18 protein-coding genes are annotated in these 17825 nt (G+C 61.5%); 7 read left to right on the top strand and 11 right to left on the bottom strand.

Going from position 1 to position 17825, the window contains the following annotated elements:
- Nucleotides 1–58 precede the first annotated feature (58 nt).
- Together CFY91_RS13365 and nudC are read left to right on the top strand one after the other, a co-directional pair.
- Nucleotides 59–1723 (top strand): FimL-related protein, encoded by a 1665-nt coding sequence (locus CFY91_RS13365; protein WP_093986865.1) that lies wholly within the window; start codon nucleotides 59–61, stop codon nucleotides 1721–1723.
- On the top strand, nucleotides 1716–2546 hold the full coding sequence (nudC, locus tag CFY91_RS13360) for an NAD(+) diphosphatase (protein ID WP_093986864.1): 831 nt from the start codon (nucleotides 1716–1718) through the stop codon (nucleotides 2544–2546). The genes CFY91_RS13365 and nudC overlap by 8 nt, the downstream gene beginning before the upstream one ends.
- Here nudC and CFY91_RS13355 read toward each other — a convergent pair.
- Nucleotides 2543–3316, bottom strand: coding sequence for a TSUP family transporter (locus CFY91_RS13355; protein ID WP_093986863.1), 774 nt, complete (start codon nucleotides 3314–3316; stop codon nucleotides 2543–2545). The two genes, nudC and CFY91_RS13355, sit on opposite strands and share 4 nt — an antisense overlap.
- A gap of 99 nt (nucleotides 3317–3415) precedes the next feature.
- Here CFY91_RS13355 and CFY91_RS13350 point away from each other — a divergent pair, with 99 nt between their 5' ends.
- Complete coding sequence (locus CFY91_RS13350) at nucleotides 3416–4066, top strand: hypothetical protein (RefSeq protein ID WP_093986862.1); 651 nt, start codon at nucleotides 3416–3418, stop codon at nucleotides 4064–4066.
- A gap of 52 nt (nucleotides 4067–4118) precedes the next feature.
- Here the strand turns inward: CFY91_RS13350 and CFY91_RS13345 are convergent, their stop codons facing one another.
- From CFY91_RS13345 to CFY91_RS13330, 4 genes are all read right to left on the bottom strand, one after another.
- Nucleotides 4119–4886 carry an SDR family oxidoreductase gene (locus tag CFY91_RS13345; protein WP_093986861.1) on the bottom strand — a complete coding sequence of 256 codons (768 nt, stop codon included), beginning with the start codon at nucleotides 4884–4886 and terminating at the stop codon, nucleotides 4119–4121.
- 35 nt (nucleotides 4887–4921) lie between these two features.
- The gene (locus CFY91_RS13340) at nucleotides 4922–5989 is read right to left on the bottom strand and encodes a phosphotransferase family protein (protein ID WP_093986860.1); all 1068 of its coding nucleotides are present in this window, start codon (nucleotides 5987–5989) and stop codon (nucleotides 4922–4924) included.
- Nucleotides 5990–6179: 190 nt separating this feature from the next.
- Nucleotides 6180–6494: an SCP2 sterol-binding domain-containing protein gene (locus tag CFY91_RS13335; RefSeq protein ID WP_093986859.1), complete on the bottom strand. Its 315-nt coding sequence runs from the start codon at nucleotides 6492–6494 to the stop codon at nucleotides 6180–6182.
- A 56-nt stretch (nucleotides 6495–6550) separates the two neighbouring features.
- The gene (locus tag CFY91_RS13330; protein WP_093986858.1) at nucleotides 6551–7261 is read right to left on the bottom strand and encodes a histidine phosphatase family protein; all 711 of its coding nucleotides are present in this window, start codon (nucleotides 7259–7261) and stop codon (nucleotides 6551–6553) included.
- A 203-nt stretch (nucleotides 7262–7464) separates the two neighbouring features.
- Between CFY91_RS13330 and sohB the strand changes: the two genes are divergently transcribed.
- Together sohB and CFY91_RS13320 are read left to right on the top strand one after the other, a co-directional pair.
- A complete protein-coding gene (gene sohB, locus CFY91_RS13325) occupies nucleotides 7465–8481 on the top strand; it encodes a protease SohB (RefSeq protein ID WP_093986857.1) in 1017 nt (338 codons plus the stop codon).
- A gap of 17 nt (nucleotides 8482–8498) precedes the next feature.
- Nucleotides 8499–9488, top strand: coding sequence for a YhdH/YhfP family quinone oxidoreductase (locus CFY91_RS13320; protein WP_093986856.1), 990 nt, complete (start codon nucleotides 8499–8501; stop codon nucleotides 9486–9488).
- Between the two features lie 55 nt (nucleotides 9489–9543).
- Here the strand turns inward: CFY91_RS13320 and CFY91_RS13315 are convergent, their stop codons facing one another.
- Both CFY91_RS13315 and CFY91_RS13310 read right to left on the bottom strand, forming a co-directional pair.
- Complete coding sequence (locus CFY91_RS13315; RefSeq protein ID WP_093986855.1) at nucleotides 9544–10041, bottom strand: DUF934 domain-containing protein; 498 nt, start codon at nucleotides 10039–10041, stop codon at nucleotides 9544–9546.
- A complete protein-coding gene (locus CFY91_RS13310; protein WP_093986854.1) occupies nucleotides 10025–11683 on the bottom strand; it encodes a nitrite/sulfite reductase in 1659 nt (552 codons plus the stop codon). Before CFY91_RS13310 ends, CFY91_RS13315 begins: the two co-directional genes overlap by 17 nt.
- Nucleotides 11684–11981: 298 nt before the next feature.
- Between CFY91_RS13310 and CFY91_RS13305 the strand changes: the two genes are divergently transcribed.
- Nucleotides 11982–13055: an ABC transporter substrate-binding protein gene (locus CFY91_RS13305; protein WP_229727162.1), complete on the top strand. Its 1074-nt coding sequence runs from the start codon at nucleotides 11982–11984 to the stop codon at nucleotides 13053–13055.
- On the opposite strand, the gene CFY91_RS13300 is transcribed toward CFY91_RS13305, so the two are convergent.
- Together CFY91_RS13300 and CFY91_RS13295 are read right to left on the bottom strand one after the other, a co-directional pair.
- Nucleotides 13056–14060: a lipase secretion chaperone gene (locus tag CFY91_RS13300; protein ID WP_093986853.1), complete on the bottom strand. Its 1005-nt coding sequence runs from the start codon at nucleotides 14058–14060 to the stop codon at nucleotides 13056–13058.
- A 48-nt stretch (nucleotides 14061–14108) separates the two neighbouring features.
- Nucleotides 14109–15044: a lipase family alpha/beta hydrolase gene (locus CFY91_RS13295; protein WP_093986936.1), complete on the bottom strand. Its 936-nt coding sequence runs from the start codon at nucleotides 15042–15044 to the stop codon at nucleotides 14109–14111.
- A gap of 202 nt (nucleotides 15045–15246) precedes the next feature.
- Between CFY91_RS13295 and CFY91_RS13290 the strand changes: the two genes are divergently transcribed.
- Nucleotides 15247–16062, top strand: coding sequence for a helix-turn-helix transcriptional regulator (locus CFY91_RS13290; RefSeq protein ID WP_093986852.1), 816 nt, complete (start codon nucleotides 15247–15249; stop codon nucleotides 16060–16062).
- Here CFY91_RS13290 and CFY91_RS13285 read toward each other — a convergent pair.
- Together CFY91_RS13285 and CFY91_RS13280 are read right to left on the bottom strand one after the other, a co-directional pair.
- Nucleotides 16003–17328 (bottom strand): MATE family efflux transporter, encoded by a 1326-nt coding sequence (locus CFY91_RS13285; RefSeq protein WP_093986851.1) that lies wholly within the window; start codon nucleotides 17326–17328, stop codon nucleotides 16003–16005. The genes CFY91_RS13290 and CFY91_RS13285 overlap by 60 nt on opposite strands.
- A gap of 90 nt (nucleotides 17329–17418) precedes the next feature.
- Nucleotides 17419–17799: a rhodanese-like domain-containing protein gene (locus CFY91_RS13280; protein WP_093986850.1), complete on the bottom strand. Its 381-nt coding sequence runs from the start codon at nucleotides 17797–17799 to the stop codon at nucleotides 17419–17421.
- Nucleotides 17800–17825 lie beyond the last annotated feature (26 nt).

Raw genomic sequence — 17825 nt, 5'->3', positions numbered from 1 at the left:
CGGCCTTGCCCCTTCGCGCCGACGCTGGACACTTCGCGCTGGGAGGCGCACAGACATTATGGTGAAGGGCGGAACATCCCTGGCGCTGGTTCGTGACGAACTCTACGCCACCATGGAGCAGGCGGAACTGAGCCTGGAGCAGTTCATTGTCGAGCGTGACAATGGCAGCCTGCTGCAACATGCCATCGAAGCCCTGCAGCAGGTGCGCGGCACCCTCAGCCTGATCGAGTTGACCGGTGCGGAAATGCTTGCCCAGGAGGTCTACCAGCAGGCCACCGACATTCCGACTGGTGCCGGCAGCGAGCGCGATGGGCAACTCTCGGCGCTGTGCAAGGCGTTGTTCGTCTTGCGTCGTTACCTGGAGAACGTCGAGTTGCTGCGCCAGGAGTTGCCCGAAGCACTCTTGCCGACCATTAATGAACTGCGTCAGGCCGGTCATTTGCCCAGCCTGCCGGAAAGCTTCTTCTTCAGTGTGCGTCTTGACCAGCCACGCCCGCATGACGGCCATAGTGGTGCCGGCCTGGACGCCGCACTGTCGCGGCGCTTGCAGCACATGTATCAGCTCGGCCTGCTGGATTACCTGCGCGGTAACAACCTGCCGGCCAGCCTCAAACTGATGATGCGAGCCCTGCAGCGCATGGATGCCGGCCTGGCCGGTGAGCCTGGCCGGTTGTGCTGGATAGCCGCCGCAGCCCTGGAAACCTGTAGCGATGCCCAGTTGTTGCCACGTCGCTCGCGCAAGCAGTTGTTCTCCCGGCTTGAGCGAGAGCTCAAGCATGCCCTGCACAAGCCCGGACACGAAATCTCGCGTAGCCTGCTGAAGGAGCTGCTGTACCTGGTAGCACTGGGTGCCAGCCAGGGCGACTTGGCACGGCAGGTACGCAATACGTTCAACCTGACACCGCTGCCCTTTACCGATCATATGCTCGAGGATGCCTATCAGCGCCTGAGCGGGCCGGGACAGGCGGTATTGCGCTCCTTGTCAGCGGCCATCCATGAAGAGTTGGCCGGCCTGAAGGACTTGCTCGACCTGATTGAGCGCGGCACCGCCCAGCCGGAAAGCTATGCCAGCCTGCATGGGCTGCTTGGTAAACTGGCCAAGACCCTCGACATGGTCGGCCTGAGCTCAGCCGGCAATGCCTTGCAGGCCCAACTGCCGGTAGTCGCCGAATGGTCGGCCGAACAACCGCCACAGCCGGACAGCCTGCATCGTCTGGCTGATGCGGTGCTCTATGTGGAAAGCATGGTGGCCAGCCTGCAACGCGAGCAACGTCCAGCGGTCGTACCGCCCGGTCAGGAAGCACAGTCCTTTGCCAATCACCAGTTGACCGAAGCACATATCGTGGTGGTTGGTGAAGCTCAGGCCGGGCTTAATCTGGCCAAGCGGGCGATTACCTCTTACCTGGAATCCAGCGGTGACAAGCTGCACCTGGCCAACGTGCCGTCGACGCTGCAAGCCGTACGTGGCGGCCTGTGGTTCCTGCAACAGCAACGTGCCGCCTGGTTGGTGGGAGCCTGTGCCGAGTACATCCAGAAACAGATGCTGGAAGCGGCGCAAACGCCACCAGGGCAACTGCTGGAAACCCTGGCCGATGCCCTGTCGAGCCTGGAGTACTACCTGGAGTCGGGGGCAGTGATGCGTCCGGAAACACGACCCAGCGTGCTGGATCTGGCTGAGGAAAGCATCAAGGCGCTCGGCATGGCGGTTCCCGCGAATGCCTGAAGCACGCTGGCAGGTGGCCTGGCAAAGCCCGCCCTCTGCCAGCGGCTGGGTGCTATTGCACCAACGCCAACACTTTCTTGCTGACGACCATGGCTGTCTGTTCCCTCTGAACTGGGTGCAGCAGCAGGATCTACGTTGCCTGGCCCAGCATGGTATTGGCCTGTTCGATGGCGCTCCGGTGCAAGTCTGGGAGCTGGCCGAGCCGGAACTGTTGCCGGGCTGCCGCTGGCTGAGTTTGCGTGAGGTCATGCTGCAGCATGACGAACAGTTGTTTCGCCTGCTGGGTCATGCCAGCCAGATTGGCCAGTGGGCTCGTGAACACCGCTTCTGCGGTGCCTGCGGACAGGCCATGCAGTTGCTCCCCGGTGAGCGGGCCATGGCCTGTGAACCCTGCGGCTTGCGCCAGTACCCACGGCTGGCGCCGAGCATGATCGTGCTGGTCACACGCGGCGATGAGCTGTTATTGGCCCGCTCGCCGCGTTTCGTCAGCGGCATGTACAGTACCCTGGCGGGCTTCCTGGAGCCCGGCGAGTCGGCTGAAGACTGTGTGCGTCGTGAAGTGCAGGAGGAGGTGGGGCTGTCAGTCGACAACATCCGTTACCTGGGCAGCCAGAACTGGCCTTTCCCGCATTCGCTGATGCTCGGCTTCCATGCCGACTACGCCGGCGGTGAACTGTGCCTGCAGGAAGACGAGATCGAGGATGCGCGCTGGTTTGCCATCGATCAACTGCCAACGCTGCCGGCTCCGCGCTCCATTGCCCGCTTTCTTATCGAGCATTACCTGGCGCAGCGCCTCGGTCATACCCTGCCGCGCCTTGACTAATTGCCGATCGACCAGTGTTGCCAGGCCAGGCGCGCACTGAGTGCCAGCACCATGAGAATGAACAACGGGCGAATCAGCCGGGCGCCGCCGCCGATCGCGCTGCGCGCCCCCAGATAGGCGCCGGCCATCAGCGCCAGGCCCATGCCGATGCCCAGCACCCAGGCAACCTGGCCACTCAGCGCGAATACCGTCAATGCCATGGCGTTGCTGACGAAATTCATGCTGCGCGCGACGCCACTGGCCCGGAGCAGGTCGAGCGGATACAGCAGCAAGCTACTGACTGTCCAGAAAGCGCCTGTACCCGGCCCGGCCACGCCATCATAAAACCCCAGGGCCAATCCTTGCGGCCATTGCCGTCCCGATGCGGGCGGCGCTTCCTGCGCACAACCGGCATTGGGCGTCGGCACTAGCAACAAATACAGACCGCAAGCAAACACCACCACGGGCAGCATGAGTTGCAACCAGTTAGCCGGCATGGCTTGGGCCAGCAGCGCCCCTAGCAAGGCACCACAGGCGGTACCTAGCAAGGCATTGCGCCAGTCTGTCGGACGGAACAAGCGACGCCGGTAAAACGCCAGGCTGGCGGTGGCGGAACCAAAGGTAGCGCACAGTTTGTTGGTACCCAGCACCAGATGGGCAGGCAGCCCGGCAGTGAGCAGGGCAGGGATGGTCAGCAGCCCTCCGCCACCGGCAATCGCATCGATGAAACCTGCGGTGAACGCCACCAGCAGGAGAACCATTAGTACGCCTGGGTCAAAGGCAAACGCCATAAAAACTCGATCTGTGTCAGATTGTGCGTGCCGGCAACTGGTTGCCATGCAACGGGCTGAGCATAATGCCGCCTATCGTGCAGAGAAGGAATCGACTCCATGCAGTATTACGCCCTGGCCATCGGCATTGCCGTACTTGCCTTGCTCCTGGCCTGGCAAGCCGCCGCCATGCTGTTGCGCAGCAACTGGCTGCTCGGCTGGTTGCGCGGCAGCGCGGGGCTGGCTTTGCTGGCGGGTGCCGGCGTGATCGGGGTGGTCGGCTACGACCTGCACAGCTATCAGATGCTCCCGGCTGATCGGCCATTGCTGACCCTGACGTTCCAGGCCGATGGCGACAAGGATTATCGGGTGACCCTGCTTGAAGGCAGCGAGATGCGCGAGGTACGCCTGCAGGGTGATCTCTGGCAACTGGATGTTCGTCTGCTGCGCTGGAAGAGCCTGGCGGCACTGATCGGCCTGCAGCCGGGCTATCGCCTGGAGCGGCTCAGTGGGCGCTTCCTGTCCATCGAAGAACAGCAACTGGCCAGTCATACCGAAGTTAGCTTGGCACAGAGCCCCTATGGCGTGGACTTCTGGCGCTGGCTGCGCAGCCGGCAGGGTGACCTCTATGTGGTGACGCCCGAAGCACAGCGCGTGACCTACCTGCCGCTCGCCGATGGCGCCGCCTATTCGGTCAGCCTTTCAGCTGCCGGGCTCCTCGCCCAACCACTCAACCAGGCGGCCAACGAGGCGCTCGCCAACTGGCGCTGAACCGCACCCATAAAAATGGCCTCTTGCGAGGCCATTTTTTTACCCGTGCGGCTTAGGCCAGGTAACCACCGTCGACATTCAGCGCCACGCCAGTGGTGTAGCTGGACGCTTCGCTGGCCAGGTAGAGAACCGCACCGGCCATTTCGCTGGGGTCGGCAACGCGCTTGAGCGGAATGCGCTGCAGGGCCAGCTTGAGGATGGCATCGTTGCTGGTCAGCGCCGAAGCAAACTTGGTGTCGGTCAGGCCCGGCAACAGGGCGTTGCAGCGAATACCGAACTGCGCGCACTCCTTGGCGAACACCTTGGTCATGCTGATCACCGCGGCCTTGGTGACCGAATAGATACCCTGGAACTCACCCGGGGTGACCCCATTGATCGACGCCACGTTGATGATGCTGCCACCACCATTGGCTTTCATCAGCTTGCCGCCTTCGATGGACATGAAGTAATAGCCGCGAATGTTCACATCCAGGGTTTTCTGGAAGGCCCCCAGGTCGGTATCCAGCACGTTGCAGAACTGCGGGTTGGTGGCGGCATTGTTGACCAGGATATCCAGACGGCCAAACTGCTCGCGAATCTGCGCGAATACTTCGCTGATCTGCTGCATTTCACCAATATGGCAGGCGATAGCGGTTGCCTTGCCGCCCTCGGCGATGATCGCGTCAGCGACCGCCTGGCAGCCATCCAGCTTGCGGCTGGACACGATCACATGGGCGCCCTGCTGGGCGAGCAGCTTGGCAATGGCCTCGCCGATACCACGGCTGGCGCCGGAAACGAAAGCGATCTTGCCATCAAGGTCGAACAGGTGGGTCTTGGACATGGTGATTCCTTGGCAGTAAGCGGCTGTACAGCCGGTTAGAGGGTAGATTTGCCGATGACCTGCAGGCTCATCTGTTCCAGCAGCTTGTTCATCTGCACGAACTGGGCAAAGCGTTTGTCCTGGGTCTGGCCGTGGTAGAAGCGGTAGTAGATCTGCTGCACGATGCCCGCCAGACGGAACAGTCCATAGGTGTAGTAGTAGTCGAAGTTGTCGATACGGATACCGGCTTTTTCGGCGTAGTAGTCAACGAACTCACGACGCGTCAGCATGCCAGGGGCATTGCTGGGCTGGCGGCGCATCAGTTGCACGGGGGCCGGATCGGCGGCTTCGATCCAGTAGGCCAGGGTGTTGCCCAAGTCCATCAGCGGGTCGCCGATGGTAGTCAGCTCCCAGTCCAGAACCCCGATGATCTGCATCGGATTGCCCGGATCGAGGATCACGTTGTCGAAACGGTAGTCGTTATGCACGATGCCGGGCTTGACGTGGTCGGCTGGCATTTTCTCGCGCAGCCAGGCCTTGACCGGTTCCCACAACGGCGCATCGGGCGTCAGGGCCTTCTCGTAGCGATCACTCCAGCCTTCGATCTGCCGTTGCACATAACCTTCCGGCCTGCCCAGGTCGCCCAGGCCGCATGCCTGGTAGTCGACGTTATGCAGGTCAACCAGCTTGTCGATGAAGCTTTGGCATAGCGCACGGGTCTGCTCGGCGCTGAAATTCAGCTCCGCTGGCATGTCCGAGCGCAGGATGATGCCCTTGACGCGCTGCATCACGTAGAACTCGGCGCCGATCACCGATTCATCGGTGCAATGTACATAGGCCTTGGGGCAGTAGGGGAAGCCGGCATTCAACTGGTTGAGAATGCGGTATTCGCGTCCCATGTCATGCGCCGACTTGGCCTTGTGGCCGAAGGGCGGACGACGCAGGACAAACTCCTGCTCCGGATACTCGATCAGGTAGGTAAGGTTCGATGCGCCACCGGGAAACTGGCTGATCTTGGGCGTACCGCTCAGCCCGGGAATATGCGCCTTGAGGTACTGGTCGATAGTGCCTGCGTCTAGCTCTTCACCGGAGCGGATGCGGGTGGATTGATCAGTCAGCGTCATGTTAATCCCTTCTATTTATGATGAGGGCCATCGATTATTGGCTAATCTAATGCGCCTTCTGCCAGCCCTACAAGCCTGCGGCGGTGTTATAGATCGCACTGTTGCCGGTCAATCAAACTGCCTGATCTTTGCTGTAGACGAAAAAAAACCGGAGCACCAAGGCTCCGGTTTCTGGCAAGGCTGGCGGCGCTTAAACCGGGAACAGTTCGCCCAGTTTCATGGCCAGCATCATGTCGCCTTCAGCGCGCAGCTTGCCAGCCATGAAGGCCTGCATGCCGTCGGTTTCACCGCTGGTGATGCCTTTCAGGGTCTCGGTGTCCATGATCAGGGTAACGTTGGCATTGGCATTCTCGCCTTGCTCAACGGCACAGGTACCGTCCTTGACGATCAGCGCATAGTTCTCGCCGTCTTCGATGTTGAATTGGAACACCAGGTCCAGGCCAGCAGCGGCAGCGGCGTTGAACTTGGACTGCATGGTTTGAACGATTTCAGCAACGGTGGTCATGGTCTTTTCCTTTGTTTTGGGTTGTGCGACCTTGCAAGCCGCAGGTTGGCCGGCGCTCAACGATAGGTGATGAGCTCCGGCGCCTTCAACAGTTGCAAATGGGCGTGACTATTGAAGGAAGCCAGGTTCACTTGGTCGCCACGAAACTTCAGGCAACTGAGCGAAGTGTTGACGATCTGCCAGTTCATATCGAATGCCCTGGCTGCCGGAATGCCGGCAAAACGGTGTAGCAGTGCAGTAATGGTTCCGCCCGAGGTAAACAGGGCAATGTTGTCGCGCTTGCCGGCCTGGGCGAGCACCCGCTGCAAACCCTCGCACACTTTGTCGCAAAACGCTGTCCAGCTTTCCACGCTGTCGCTGTCCGTGGACTGTTCCACCCAGCGCTGGATGATCTGCGCGAATAAGCGCTGAAACTCCGCACGCTGAGCGGCCGGATTGCGCATCACTTCCAAGGCGTGCGGCTCATCGCGCAACAGGTCGGGCAACAGCTGACGAATCACCGCATCGGCATCGAACTCATTGAAGGCGGCGTCGATTTCCAGGGCAGGACAGTGGCCCCCGCAAGCCGCCAGCTGCGCCATGGCAGCTTGCGCGGTATGCTGCTGGCGACGCAGGTCGCCACTCAGGCAGCGTTGCAAGTTGATACCCAGTGCCGCCAGATGTCGTCCGAGGACTTCTGCCTGTTGCACCCCGACAGGCGACAGAACGTCGTAATCGTCGCTGCCGAAAGAGGCTTGGCCATGTCGGATCAGGTAGATGCTGCCCACGTACGCAGGACTCTCGCTAGGCGTTGAGATGCGCCGAGGGTATGGGCAAGGCGGGAGACTGTCAACGAAAAAACATACGCTTGTTTGAATCCGCTAGGGTGCTGCGCTGCCGGGCTGGCTGGCATCGGTTGCCACCGCTATGCTTGAGCCTTTGCCTGGTACTGCAGCAGCGGCTGCATGGACCCTTTCGACAAGGAGGATGCGTGGAGTTTTTCAGCGAGTATGCGTTGTTTCTGGCCAAGACTTTTACCCTGCTGGTGGCGTTGCTGGCCCTGCTGGTGGTGGTAGCGGCTTTACGCAGCAAAGGACGAGGGCAGGGTGGTGAACTGCAGGTGCACAAACTCAATGAGTTCTATCAGGAGTTGCGCCAGCGCTTGCAACAACAGGTGCTCGACAAGCCGGCGCTGAAGGCGCTGCGCAAGGAAGAAGAGCGCCAGGCCAAGGCGCGCAAGAAGCAGGAAAACGACCGCCAGCGTATCTATGTGCTGGACTTCCAGGGCGATATCCGAGCCAGTGCGGCAGACAGTTTGCGTCATGAGGTGACGGCCCTGCTGAGCATGGCGCGCCCCGAGGACGAGGTGGTTGTGCGCCTGGAAAGCCCGGGCGGCATGGTGCATGGCTATGGCCTGGCCGCCTCGCAGCTGGCGCGGATACGCCAGGCGGGGATTCCGTTGACGGTCTGCGTGGACAAGGTCGCGGCCAGTGGTGGCTATATGATGGCCTGTATCGCCAACCGGGTGCTGGCGGCACCTTTTGCCATACTGGGTTCGATAGGCGTAGTAGCCCAGCTGCCCAACGTACATCGTCTGCTCAAACGCCACGATATTGATTTCGAGGTGCTGACAGCCGGGCAATACAAGCGCACTCTGACAGTATTCGGCGAAAACACCGAACAGGGTCGGGAGAAATTCCAGCAAGATCTGGAAACTACCCATGCCTTGTTCAAGGCGTTCGTGGCGAGCTATCGGCCACAACTGAATATCGAGGCGATCGCCACGGGGGAAGTCTGGTTGGGACAGGACGCTCTGGTTCGACAGCTGGTCGATCAACTGGGCACCAGTGACGAGTACCTGGCGCAGCGCGCCAACGAGGCCGATGTGTACCAGCTGCATTTTGTGCAGCGTAAAAGCCTGTCCGAACGTGTGGGCCTGGCAGCGGCCGGGAGTGTCGACGGGCTATTGCTCAAGGCCTGGGAGCGTTTGAACCAGGCAAGGTTTTAGCATTGAGAGGTTGCAAGATGAGCACATTCAAGGCACTTCAGGTCATTGAGCAGGATGGCCGCTTCGTCCAGCAGATCGTCCAGCGAGACCTGGCAGAACTGCCGGCCGGCGATCTGTTGATCCGCGTGCATTACTCCTCGCTGAACTACAAGGACGCCCTGTCGGCGAGCGGTAACAGGGGAGTAACCCGCCACTATCCCCATACGCCGGGTATCGACGCAGCGGGGGTGGTTGAGCAGTCATCCGTGGCTGAATTCACAGCTGGCGACGAAGTGATCGTCACCGGGCACGACTTGGGCATGAACACCAGCGGCGGTATGGCCCAGTACATTCGCGTCCCGGCTGCCTGGGTGATCAAGCGTCCCTCCGGGCTGAGTTTGCGCGAAGCCATGTTGCTCGGCACCGCGGGGCTGACTGCCGGTTTGTGCGTGGAAAAACTGGAACAGGCCGGGCTGACCTGTGATGCCGGCCCGGTGCTGGTGACCGGCGCCAGTGGCGGGGTAGGCAGTGTTGCGGTGGCCCTGCTGGCACAACTGGGCTATCAGGTGGTCGCCAGTACCGGCAAGACCAGTCAGCACGACTGGCTGCTCAGCCTGGGGGCGCAGCGTATCCTGGCGCGCAGCGAACTTGAACAGGGCTGCGAGAAAGCCCTGCTCAAGGAGCAGTGGGCGGCTGCAGTGGATACCGTGGGTGGCGACATTCTGTTCAACGTCGTCAAGGCGCTGCGCTATGGGGCCAGCGCTGCCTGCTGCGGCCTGACCGCAGGCAGCCAGTTCCAGGCCAGCGTGCTGCCGTTCATCCTGCGCGGCGTCAATCTGCTGGGAGTGGATTCCGTGGAGCTGCCCCTGGTGGTCAAGGCCTCCATGTGGGACAAGCTGTCGCTGCAGTGGAAGCTCACCCAGCTTCCGCAACTGGCCGAAGAAATCGGCCTGGATGAAGTGCCGCAAGCCATTGAGCTGCTGCTTGCCGGGCAGTTGCAACGGCGGCGCCTGGTACGCATTGACTGAGTACAGCTCCGCGCATAAAAAACCGGCGTAAGCCGGTTTTTTATGCCAGATACAATCAGGCGCGCCGCCGGAACAATGGCAGCGGCTGATCAGCCGACGCCTGATAAACCTCGGCAAAGTCGGCGAAGGACTGCAGGGCATCCTGCGGGTCCTTGTCGGCACGCAGGGCGAAGGCATCGAAGCCAACGCGGCGCAGCGCGAACAGCTGGTCACGCAGCACATCGCCAATCGCACGCACTTCGCCACCATAGCCATAGCGTGTACGTAGCAGATAAGCCGTGGAGTAATGGCGACCATCGGTGAAGGCCGGGAAATTCAGGGCAATCACCTGGAAGTGTTGCAACTGGTCGGCGATTTCCTCGATTTCCTCACCGGCATCCAGCCACACACCCAGCCCGCCATCACGGGCCAGCAGGGCACGGTCATGTTCCACCCACAGGGCCAGCGGGACAATGATGTCCCCGCTGTTGCGGATGTCATCCAGGCTCGCGTCCTTGGGCAGCAACTGCCAGGTTTCGTCGATGATCTGGCCGTTCTTAATGATTCGCTGCATAGACGCGCTCCTTGAAGGGGTCGATACCGATGCGCTGGTAAGTGTCGATGAACAGTTCGTCGGCATGGCGCTGCTCGACATACACGGCGATGATCTTCTCGATCACATCGGCCATATCATCCTGGGCAAAGGACGGGCCGAGGATCTGTGCCAGGCGCGCATCACGGCCGGAGTGCCCGCCCAGCGAAACCTGGTAGAACTCCTGACCCTTCTTGTCCACGCCGAGGATGCCAATGTGCCCCACGTGGTGGTGACCGCAGGCATTCATGCAGCCGGAAATGTTCAGATCGATCTCGCCCAGGTCGAACAGGTAGTCGAGGTCATCAAAGCGACGCTGGATGGCTTCGGCGACCGGGATCGACTTGGCATTGGCCAGCGAGCAGAAATCGCCACCCGGGCAGCAAATGATGTCGGTCAACAGTCCCACATTGGGGGTGGCAAAGCCCAGTTCACGCAGTTCACCCCACAGTTCGAACAGGCGACGCTGCTCGACATCGGCGAGGATGATGTTCTGGAAGTGGCTGTTGCGCACTTCGCCGAAGCTGTAGCGGTCAGCCAGGTCGGCAATCGCATCCAGCTGCTTGTCGCTGACATCCCCCGGGGCGGTGCCCGTTGGCTTCAGCGAGAGGGTCACGGCTACATAACCGGCCTTTTTGTGCGGCGTGGTATTGCGGCTACGCCAGCGGGCGAAGCCCGGATGCTCGTTGTCCAGGCGAGACAGCTCATCATCCAGATCGACCAGTGCGAGGTAGGCCGGGTCGACGAAGTGACGGGCCACGCGCTCGACTTCCGCCTCGGTCAGCGTGGTCGGGCCATCCTTGAGGTGGGCGAACTCGGCGTTGACCTTCTCGGCGAAGGCTTCCGCCCCCAGCGCCTTGACGAGAATCTTGATGCGCGCCTTGAACTTGTTGTCGCGGCGGCCATAGCGGTTGTACACGCGCAGGATGGCATCCAGGTAGGACAGCAGGTGCTGCCACGGCAGGAACTCGTTGATGAAGCTGCCGACCATCGGCGTGCGCCCGAGGCCGCCGCCTACCAGCACGCGGAAGCCCAGCTCGCCGGCGGCATTGTGTACGGCTTCGAGGCCGATATCGTGGACTTCGATGGCCGCACGGTCATTGCCGGCACCATTCACGGCGATCTTGAACTTACGCGGCAGCTGGCAGAATTCCGGATGGAAAGTCGACCATTGGCGAATGATTTCGCACCAGGGGCGCGGATCGATCAGCTCGTCACGGGCGACACCGGCAAACTGGTCGGTGGTGGTATTGCGCACGCAGTTGCCGCTGGTCTGGATGGAGTGCAGTTGCACGCTGGCCAGTTCAGCAAGGATTTCCGGGACATCTTCCAGGTCAGGCCAGTTGAACTGTACGTTCTGCCGGGTACTGATATGCGCATAGCCTTTGTCGTAGTCACGGGCAATTTGCGCCAACTTGCGCACCTGGCGCGAGGCCAACAAGCCATAGGGCACGGCAATCCGCAACATAGGCGCATAACGCTGGATATACAGACCGTTCTGCAGACGCAGCGGGCGGAATTCGTCGCCGGAAAGCTCGCCATTCAGGTAACGGCGGGTCTGGTCGCGGAACTGCTTGACGCGGTCCTCGACGATGCGTTGGTCGTACTCGTCGTATACGTACATGATTTTCCTGTGATCAGGCTGCTGGTCAGGCCATGGATGTTCTGCTGCGCCGCTGTCAGGGCGGCGGGGCGCGTCAGGCGCGACAATCGTGGCAGAGCGGCGCAAGATACCAGCTCACATTTATGCGTAAAAGTGATGTTTGTTCATATGGAAAGAAGTTTAAAGAATAAGTCGACGTTAACCCGGAATTTGCAGTCGGTCATAGCAAAGCGCTATGACTCCCATAGCGGCATTCAATAGGGGCACTGCAGCAAACCCACTATAATTGCTGCCCTTTTACAACTTCGTTGCTCCGATCATGCCGCGCTTTTGCCTGCCGCTGTTGTTGCTCCTGGTCAACTGGATGCCCTGCGGCTGGGCCAGCAGCGTGGTGTTTCTCAATCCCGGACATGCCGACGAGCCCTTTTGGCGCACCTATAGCCAGTTCATGCAGGCCGCAGCCACGGATCTGGGGCTGCAACTGGAAGTCGTTTATGCCGGCCGCAACAAGCAGCGCATGTTGCAGCAGGCCCATGAACTGCGCACCCGGACACGCCAGCCGGACTACCTGTTGTTTACCAACGAGGAATATGTCGGTCCGGAGTTGCTGAGGCTGTTTGCCGATTCGCCAAGCCGGCTGTTTGCCCTGCACAGCACCCTGACTGCCGATCAGCAGGCGCGAACCGGCGCTTCCCGGGAAAAACATGCCAACTGGATCGGCAGCCTGGTGGTCAATGATCAACAGGCCGGAGCCTTGATGGCCGAGGGGTTGCTGGCACTGCACGCTACACAGGCGCCTATCGAAATGCTGGCTTTTTCCGGAGCCCGCAATACACCTTCGGCGACCCTGCGCGAAGCAGGCCTGCAAGCGGTTTTGCAGACTCACCCCAAGGTACAGCTGCGCCAACTGGTGTATGGCGAATGGAATCGGCAACGCGCCTATGAACAGGCCCTCAGCCTGCTACAGCGCTACCCGCAGGTGAGCCATGTCTGGTCGGCCAACGACGAGATGGCTTTCGGCGTTCTGCAAGCCGCGCGCGAACTGGGGCGTCAGCCTGGGCGTGACCTGCACCTAACCGGCCTGAACAATTCCACTGCCTTGTTCCAGGCCTACCGGGCCGGCGACATAGAAGTGCTGGTGACGGGACACTTCACGCTCGGCGCCTGGGCGCTGGTCATGCTGCATGACCATGCCAAAGGGCTTGATTTTGCCGACTATGGCGGCAAGGACCAGGTTGCCAAGCTGTTCCGTCAGGTGAGTGCGGCACAAAGCCTGCGCCTGGAGCAGCGGCTGAGCCAGCCGGGGCAGGGGATCGATTTCCGTCGCTACAGCCGGCAAGCCAACCCACGTCTGCGCGCCTACCGTTTCAGCATCGACGCGTTGTTGCGCTAATTACTCGCCCGGCAACAAGCCCGCTTCACTCAATGCCTGCACGCGGACCCGCTCGTGCTCGGCAAAGTGACGACTCAGCAAGGCCTGATACTCGGCCTGGCGATCTTCTTCCGCCAACCCGGCCTGGTCCAACTGCAAGCGTTCCCGAGTGAAGTCGCGCAGGCGGGTTTGCCAGTGCGCACGCTGTGCATCCAATTTGGCCAGCTCATCCGCAGCCTCCGTGCCTAGCGCCTGGGCACGCAACTGGTAAACCTGTTCATCACTCGCACCCTGGCTGCGCAAATCGCTGACCTGGGCATATAGCTCGCCCGGCAGTGTCGCCTGACGGCGGGCTTCACGCAGGTCGTCGGGCAACTGCTCATCCAGCGCCGCCAGCTCAGCCGGGCTGGCGCCAACTGCCTGGGCCTGCAGGTGACGCAGCACATGTTGTTCTTCGGCCTGATCACGAGCAAATAACGCCTGCACCTCGGACTGGCTAAAATAGCGCTCGCGCAGCCCTTGCAAAGCCTCTGCACGCGCCTGCAAGGCAGGCAGATCAGCCGTCTCTGCCAGCGCCGGCAAGGTCTGCAGGGCCAGTCGATAATCGATGTAGCGCTGCAACAGTTCACGCGCCTGGTTCAAGGCTGGCTGTTGCAACTGGCTGGTCAGTTCATGGTGGATACGTGCCAGGACCTGAGCGACCGACTCGTCCTGCAGGGCCAGCAAATAGAACTCGAACAGCCGCAGCAAGCCTTCGTCGACGTGTAAGTGCCCTTGAGCATCAGTGACCAGTTGTACGCCATGACTGGCACCCGCCAGGCCGGCGGGCAGGGCAGGCGGCACACTTTGCTGCAGACGGGCGTCTGCCTGGATACGCTGGTTGATCTGACGCAGTTCGGTAGCGGGCATCTCTGTCGCGCGGTGCTCGATCATGCGGTGCTGCGGCGCCGGTAAAACGGCCCAGAGCAGGGCAAAGCCGCTGCAGGCAGCCAGCGGCAGAAGCAGGTAATAGTAGGGTTGACGCATGGAGGCAGGCCTCGTGCGACGCTGACCGCGGGCCAGCGTCGCAGACAGTTACAGACCGAGGTTCTTCAGCCGGTTGGCATGGTTGAGCATCAACGTCTTGGGGTTGCTCTCGAACAGCGAGACCAGGCCCAGTACATGATTGTTCACATCCAGGTGATTCATCCGGTAGTTGTCCTTGAGAACCTTGCCGAAATGGCTGGAGCAGCGCCCAGTCACACCATCGTTGGGCTCACTGATAGCCAGCGAGGTGATGGCAAACAAAGGGTCGGAAATGTCCAGCACATGGGTCAGCGGCGAGGTTCCGCTCCAGGAGAACAGATGGACATCATGCCCATTGACGCGCACCTTGGCCGGCCCCTCGCCACAGGCGGTACTGGGCACACCCAGTGGATAGCGCTGGTTATTGGCGGCCGCTCCCTGGCGATTGAACTCGGCAAGCATCGCTCGCACATCCGCCTGGCTTCTGCGGTTGTTCGACATCAGGTTGACCAGGTTACCCACGGTATTGGCAAACACCTCGAAGGTAACCCCCTGCAGCGTGCCCGCCGGGGCGATGCCGGTGGCCACGTCGGCCAGCGGCGAGCCCTTGTGCGGGGTATTCAGAGTGGTTACCGAGGCCACCAGATCGGGACGGGTATTGAGCACATAGCGCGCCGTGACGCCGCCCTGGCTGTGCCCGACAAGGTTGAACTTCTGCACCTTGCCTGCTGAAGCGGCGCGGATTTCCTCGAGCTGGGCAATCAACGCTTCGCCACGTTTTACCGAGCTATCGAAAGCGTTGATGCGCGGCACATAGACCTTGCCACCCTGTTGGCTGAGGGTGCTGGGAATCTTGTACCAGTAGTCGATGCCGGCAATCGTATCGAAGGCAAAGATGCCCGGCACCAGCACCATCGGATGACGTGTGGCGGCGCTGTTGGCCTGCACGGTGAGAGAACAACCCAGGGCTGCGGCAGCCAGGGTGACAGCGAGTTTTTTCGACATGGTGATGTCCTGTGTGACGTTTTTGTTGTTATTGCTCCGCACACAGCCAGCGGAGTGGACGCTATCTGAACAGCAGGCCGGGGCAGGCCACTTGTAAGAACTGCCGATTTCACCCATACGGGTGAAATCGTGCAAAACGCCAACCAGACAACGCCAGGGTGCCGGCCCATGGGCTATATCGGCTGGATCGCGGAGACCGATCATGCCTGCCAACACCCTCCTTTACCTCTGGCCACAGCGCACCTTCTACCTCGGCGAACTGGATGGCGCCGTGCACTTGCAGCTGGCCGCCAGTGTTTTGCTGTTTGCCCTTGATGCGCCCTTGCTGGCACGCTGCGGCAGCCATAGCCTGCGAGCCAGCAGCCTGTTGCTGCCAGTGGGTGAAGAGGTGGTGATAGAGGGTGGCGGGCGCATCGCGCTCTGCTATCTGGATGTGTTTGGCCATGACCTGCAGCACCTGTCACCCCGCCTGCAATGGCAGCGCGGCCCTGTGCGAGGTGCACTGGCTGAGCAGGATGTCGCGCTGGCCTGGCTGCATGAACAAAGCCAGGCCGCATCGCCCGCCACGCTGGATGAGCTGTCTGCCTGGCTGGAGCGGCTGATCAACCCGCAGCAACAATCGGCAACCGTGCACTGCGATCCGCGCATAGCGCGGGTAGTCAGGCTGATACAGGAGGATGTGGCCTGTAACCGGCAGATCGCCGAACTGGCCGCGGCGGTTGGGCTGAACGTGTCACGCCTCACTCAGTTGTTTAGTCAGCAGGTGGGTATTCCCGTTCGTCGTTACCGGCAATGGCATCGCCTGTTCGTCACCAGTTGCCTGGTGGCAGGTGGAGCCAGCCTGACCGATGCCGCGTTGCAGGCAGGTTTCAGTGACTCGGCGCACTTCTGCCACACCTTTCGTAGCCTTGCCGGGATGAACCCATCGCAAATTCTGTTGCGTCCTGGCCGACTGTTTCTACAGGCGGATCTGCGTCCACTGGCGGCGCTGCCAGATCAGGGCAAAGAGTGTCGATGACAGCCCACGCTGGATGATTTGCAGGCTCCAGATGGCTAGCAGTCCATAGCCCAGTACCGGGCCCAGCAGATAGGCCAGGGGCAGGAAGAACAACCACTGATTGCCCAGGCTGACCAGCATCACCGTGCGACTGGCGCCGGCACCCAGCAGCGCCTGGGTCAGCACCAGGGCCACGGCGTCCAGCGCCATGCCCAGGCCGGTCAGGCGCAGCGGCCAGGCGCCCAGCTCGATCAGTTGCGGGTCGCTGACGAACAGTCCGAGGATCGGCTCAGCCAGCAGCCAGAACGGCGCCCCCAGCAGTGCCAGGCACAACGCGGTGACCCGCGCCACATCCCAGCCCCAGCGATAGGCGGCCTCGGGGTTTTGCTGGCCGAGGCTCTGGCTGACCAGGGTGGTGGCCGCCATGCCCAGGCCGATACCCGGCAGGATGAGAAACAGCGCCAGGTTGATCAGCACATGGGCAATCGCCAGTTCCGCCGTGCCCACCTGGCCGATGATCCAGAACAGTGCGGTGATGCCGGCGGCGAAGAACAGTTGCTGCAGTGAGTTGGGCAGGGCCAGGCGCAACATGGCCTGCACTTCAATAAGCGCTGGAGGTTTACGGAGAAAACCCTGGCTGCGCCCGGCCTGCCAGGTCTGCCAGCCATACAGCAGCGCGCCCAGGTACAAGGCAATGCTGGTACCCAGACCGGCACCGGGTGCGCCCATGACTGGTAGGCCGAACAGTCCGTGAATCAGGCTGTAGCTGATCACCACGTTGGCCAGGTGCATGATCACCAGGGTGCGCATGTACACCCCGGAACGGTGGCTGCCGTTCCAATAGCCACGGAACGCGAAGTTCAGACCGACCGCCAGCACCGCCAGGACGCGCCACTCGAAGTACTCGACTGCCACGGCCAGCACAGCGCTGTCGTTGTTCAGCAGGGCAATGATGCGCGGCGCCTGCAATACGCCGAACAGGGTAATCGGCAGGGCCAGCAACAGGGCGATCAGCAGGCCGGCATTCAAGGGCACCGCCAGCTCCGCCTGCAGTCCCTGGCCACGGCGCCGCGCCACCATCGCCTGTACCGAGGCACCCAGGCCCATCACCAGGGCCACGGCGATAAAGTTGGCGTAGCTGCCGATGCCCACCCCAGCCAGCGAGGTTTGCCCGAGATGGCCGACCATGGCCGCATCGATCAGGTTGAGCAGGCTCTGGCTGAGCATGCCGCCCATGATCGGCAGGCCCAGTCGGAAGATCTGCCGGAGACGTTCACGCTCGATCATGGCTGCTCACCCGGCTCGCATTGGCACAAGGCGTGGCGAGCTGCAAAAGCGCGCATGGTAACGGCTGTGCAGGCTTCGCGCAGCCCGGATTTATTCGAAGCTGGGCAGTTGTGGCGCAACCAACGGCTTGCCAGCGGCCTGCCAGGCATCGAAGCCACCGGCCAGCGACTGTACCTGCAGATAGCCCATCTCCTGCAGACTGCGTGCGGCAAGCGCCGCGCGGCCACTGGTCTTGCAATAGATCAACAGCGGCAGATCGCGGGCCTCAAGCTCCGGCATCGCACTCAGGCGAAACTCCAGTACGCCACGCGGGATATTCATCGCCCCGGGCAAGTGCCCGGCCTGGAATTCCTCGGGCTCGCGCACGTCGATCAATGCTGCGGCATCACGAATGGCGGCATCAGCCTGTTCCAGGCTGACCTCACGAATCAGCGCTTTGGCTTCGGCAACCAGATCATGGGCGTTCTTCATGCTGTGCTCCAGGCAGTTAAATACTC

Source organism: Pseudomonas fluvialis (assembly GCF_002234375.1).
In the GTDB taxonomy this organism is placed as follows: Bacteria; Pseudomonadota; Gammaproteobacteria; order Pseudomonadales; family Pseudomonadaceae; genus Aquipseudomonas; species Aquipseudomonas fluvialis.
Note: the sequence above shows the minus strand (reverse complement) of the source record. Positions and strands in the feature narration are given on the sequence as shown.

Bases quoted from the DNA above. Each gene is read 5' to 3' on its own strand.
- CFY91_RS13305 (WP_229727162.1), top strand. From the start codon at position 11,982: ATGCCGCGCTTTTGCCTGCCGCTGTTGTTGCTCCTGGTCAACTGGATG.
- CFY91_RS13365 (WP_093986865.1), top strand. From the start codon at position 59: ATGGTGAAGGGCGGAACATCCCTGGCGCTGGTTCGTGACGAACTCTAC.
- CFY91_RS13295 (WP_093986936.1), bottom strand. From the start codon at position 15,044: ATGTCGAAAAAACTCGCTGTCACCCTGGCTGCCGCAGCCCTGGGTTGT.
- CFY91_RS13290 (WP_093986852.1), top strand. From the start codon at position 15,247: ATGCCTGCCAACACCCTCCTTTACCTCTGGCCACAGCGCACCTTCTAC.
- CFY91_RS13285 (WP_093986851.1), bottom strand. From the start codon at position 17,328: ATGATCGAGCGTGAACGTCTCCGGCAGATCTTCCGACTGGGCCTGCCG.
- CFY91_RS13340 (WP_093986860.1), bottom strand. From the start codon at position 5,989: ATGACGCTGACTGATCAATCCACCCGCATCCGCTCCGGTGAAGAGCTA.
- nudC (WP_093986864.1), top strand. From the start codon at position 1,716: ATGCCTGAAGCACGCTGGCAGGTGGCCTGGCAAAGCCCGCCCTCTGCC.
- CFY91_RS13355 (WP_093986863.1), bottom strand. From the start codon at position 3,316: ATGGCGTTTGCCTTTGACCCAGGCGTACTAATGGTTCTCCTGCTGGTG.
- CFY91_RS13280 (WP_093986850.1), bottom strand. From the start codon at position 17,799: ATGAAGAACGCCCATGATCTGGTTGCCGAAGCCAAAGCGCTGATTCGT.
- CFY91_RS13335 (WP_093986859.1), bottom strand. From the start codon at position 6,494: ATGACCACCGTTGCTGAAATCGTTCAAACCATGCAGTCCAAGTTCAAC.
- CFY91_RS13345 (WP_093986861.1), bottom strand. From the start codon at position 4,886: ATGTCCAAGACCCACCTGTTCGACCTTGATGGCAAGATCGCTTTCGTT.
- CFY91_RS13310 (WP_093986854.1), bottom strand. From the start codon at position 11,683: ATGTACGTATACGACGAGTACGACCAACGCATCGTCGAGGACCGCGTC.
- CFY91_RS13350 (WP_093986862.1), top strand. From the start codon at position 3,416: ATGCAGTATTACGCCCTGGCCATCGGCATTGCCGTACTTGCCTTGCTC.
- CFY91_RS13300 (WP_093986853.1), bottom strand. From the start codon at position 14,060: ATGCGTCAACCCTACTATTACCTGCTTCTGCCGCTGGCTGCCTGCAGC.
- CFY91_RS13315 (WP_093986855.1), bottom strand. From the start codon at position 10,041: ATGCAGCGAATCATTAAGAACGGCCAGATCATCGACGAAACCTGGCAG.
- CFY91_RS13320 (WP_093986856.1), top strand. From the start codon at position 8,499: ATGAGCACATTCAAGGCACTTCAGGTCATTGAGCAGGATGGCCGCTTC.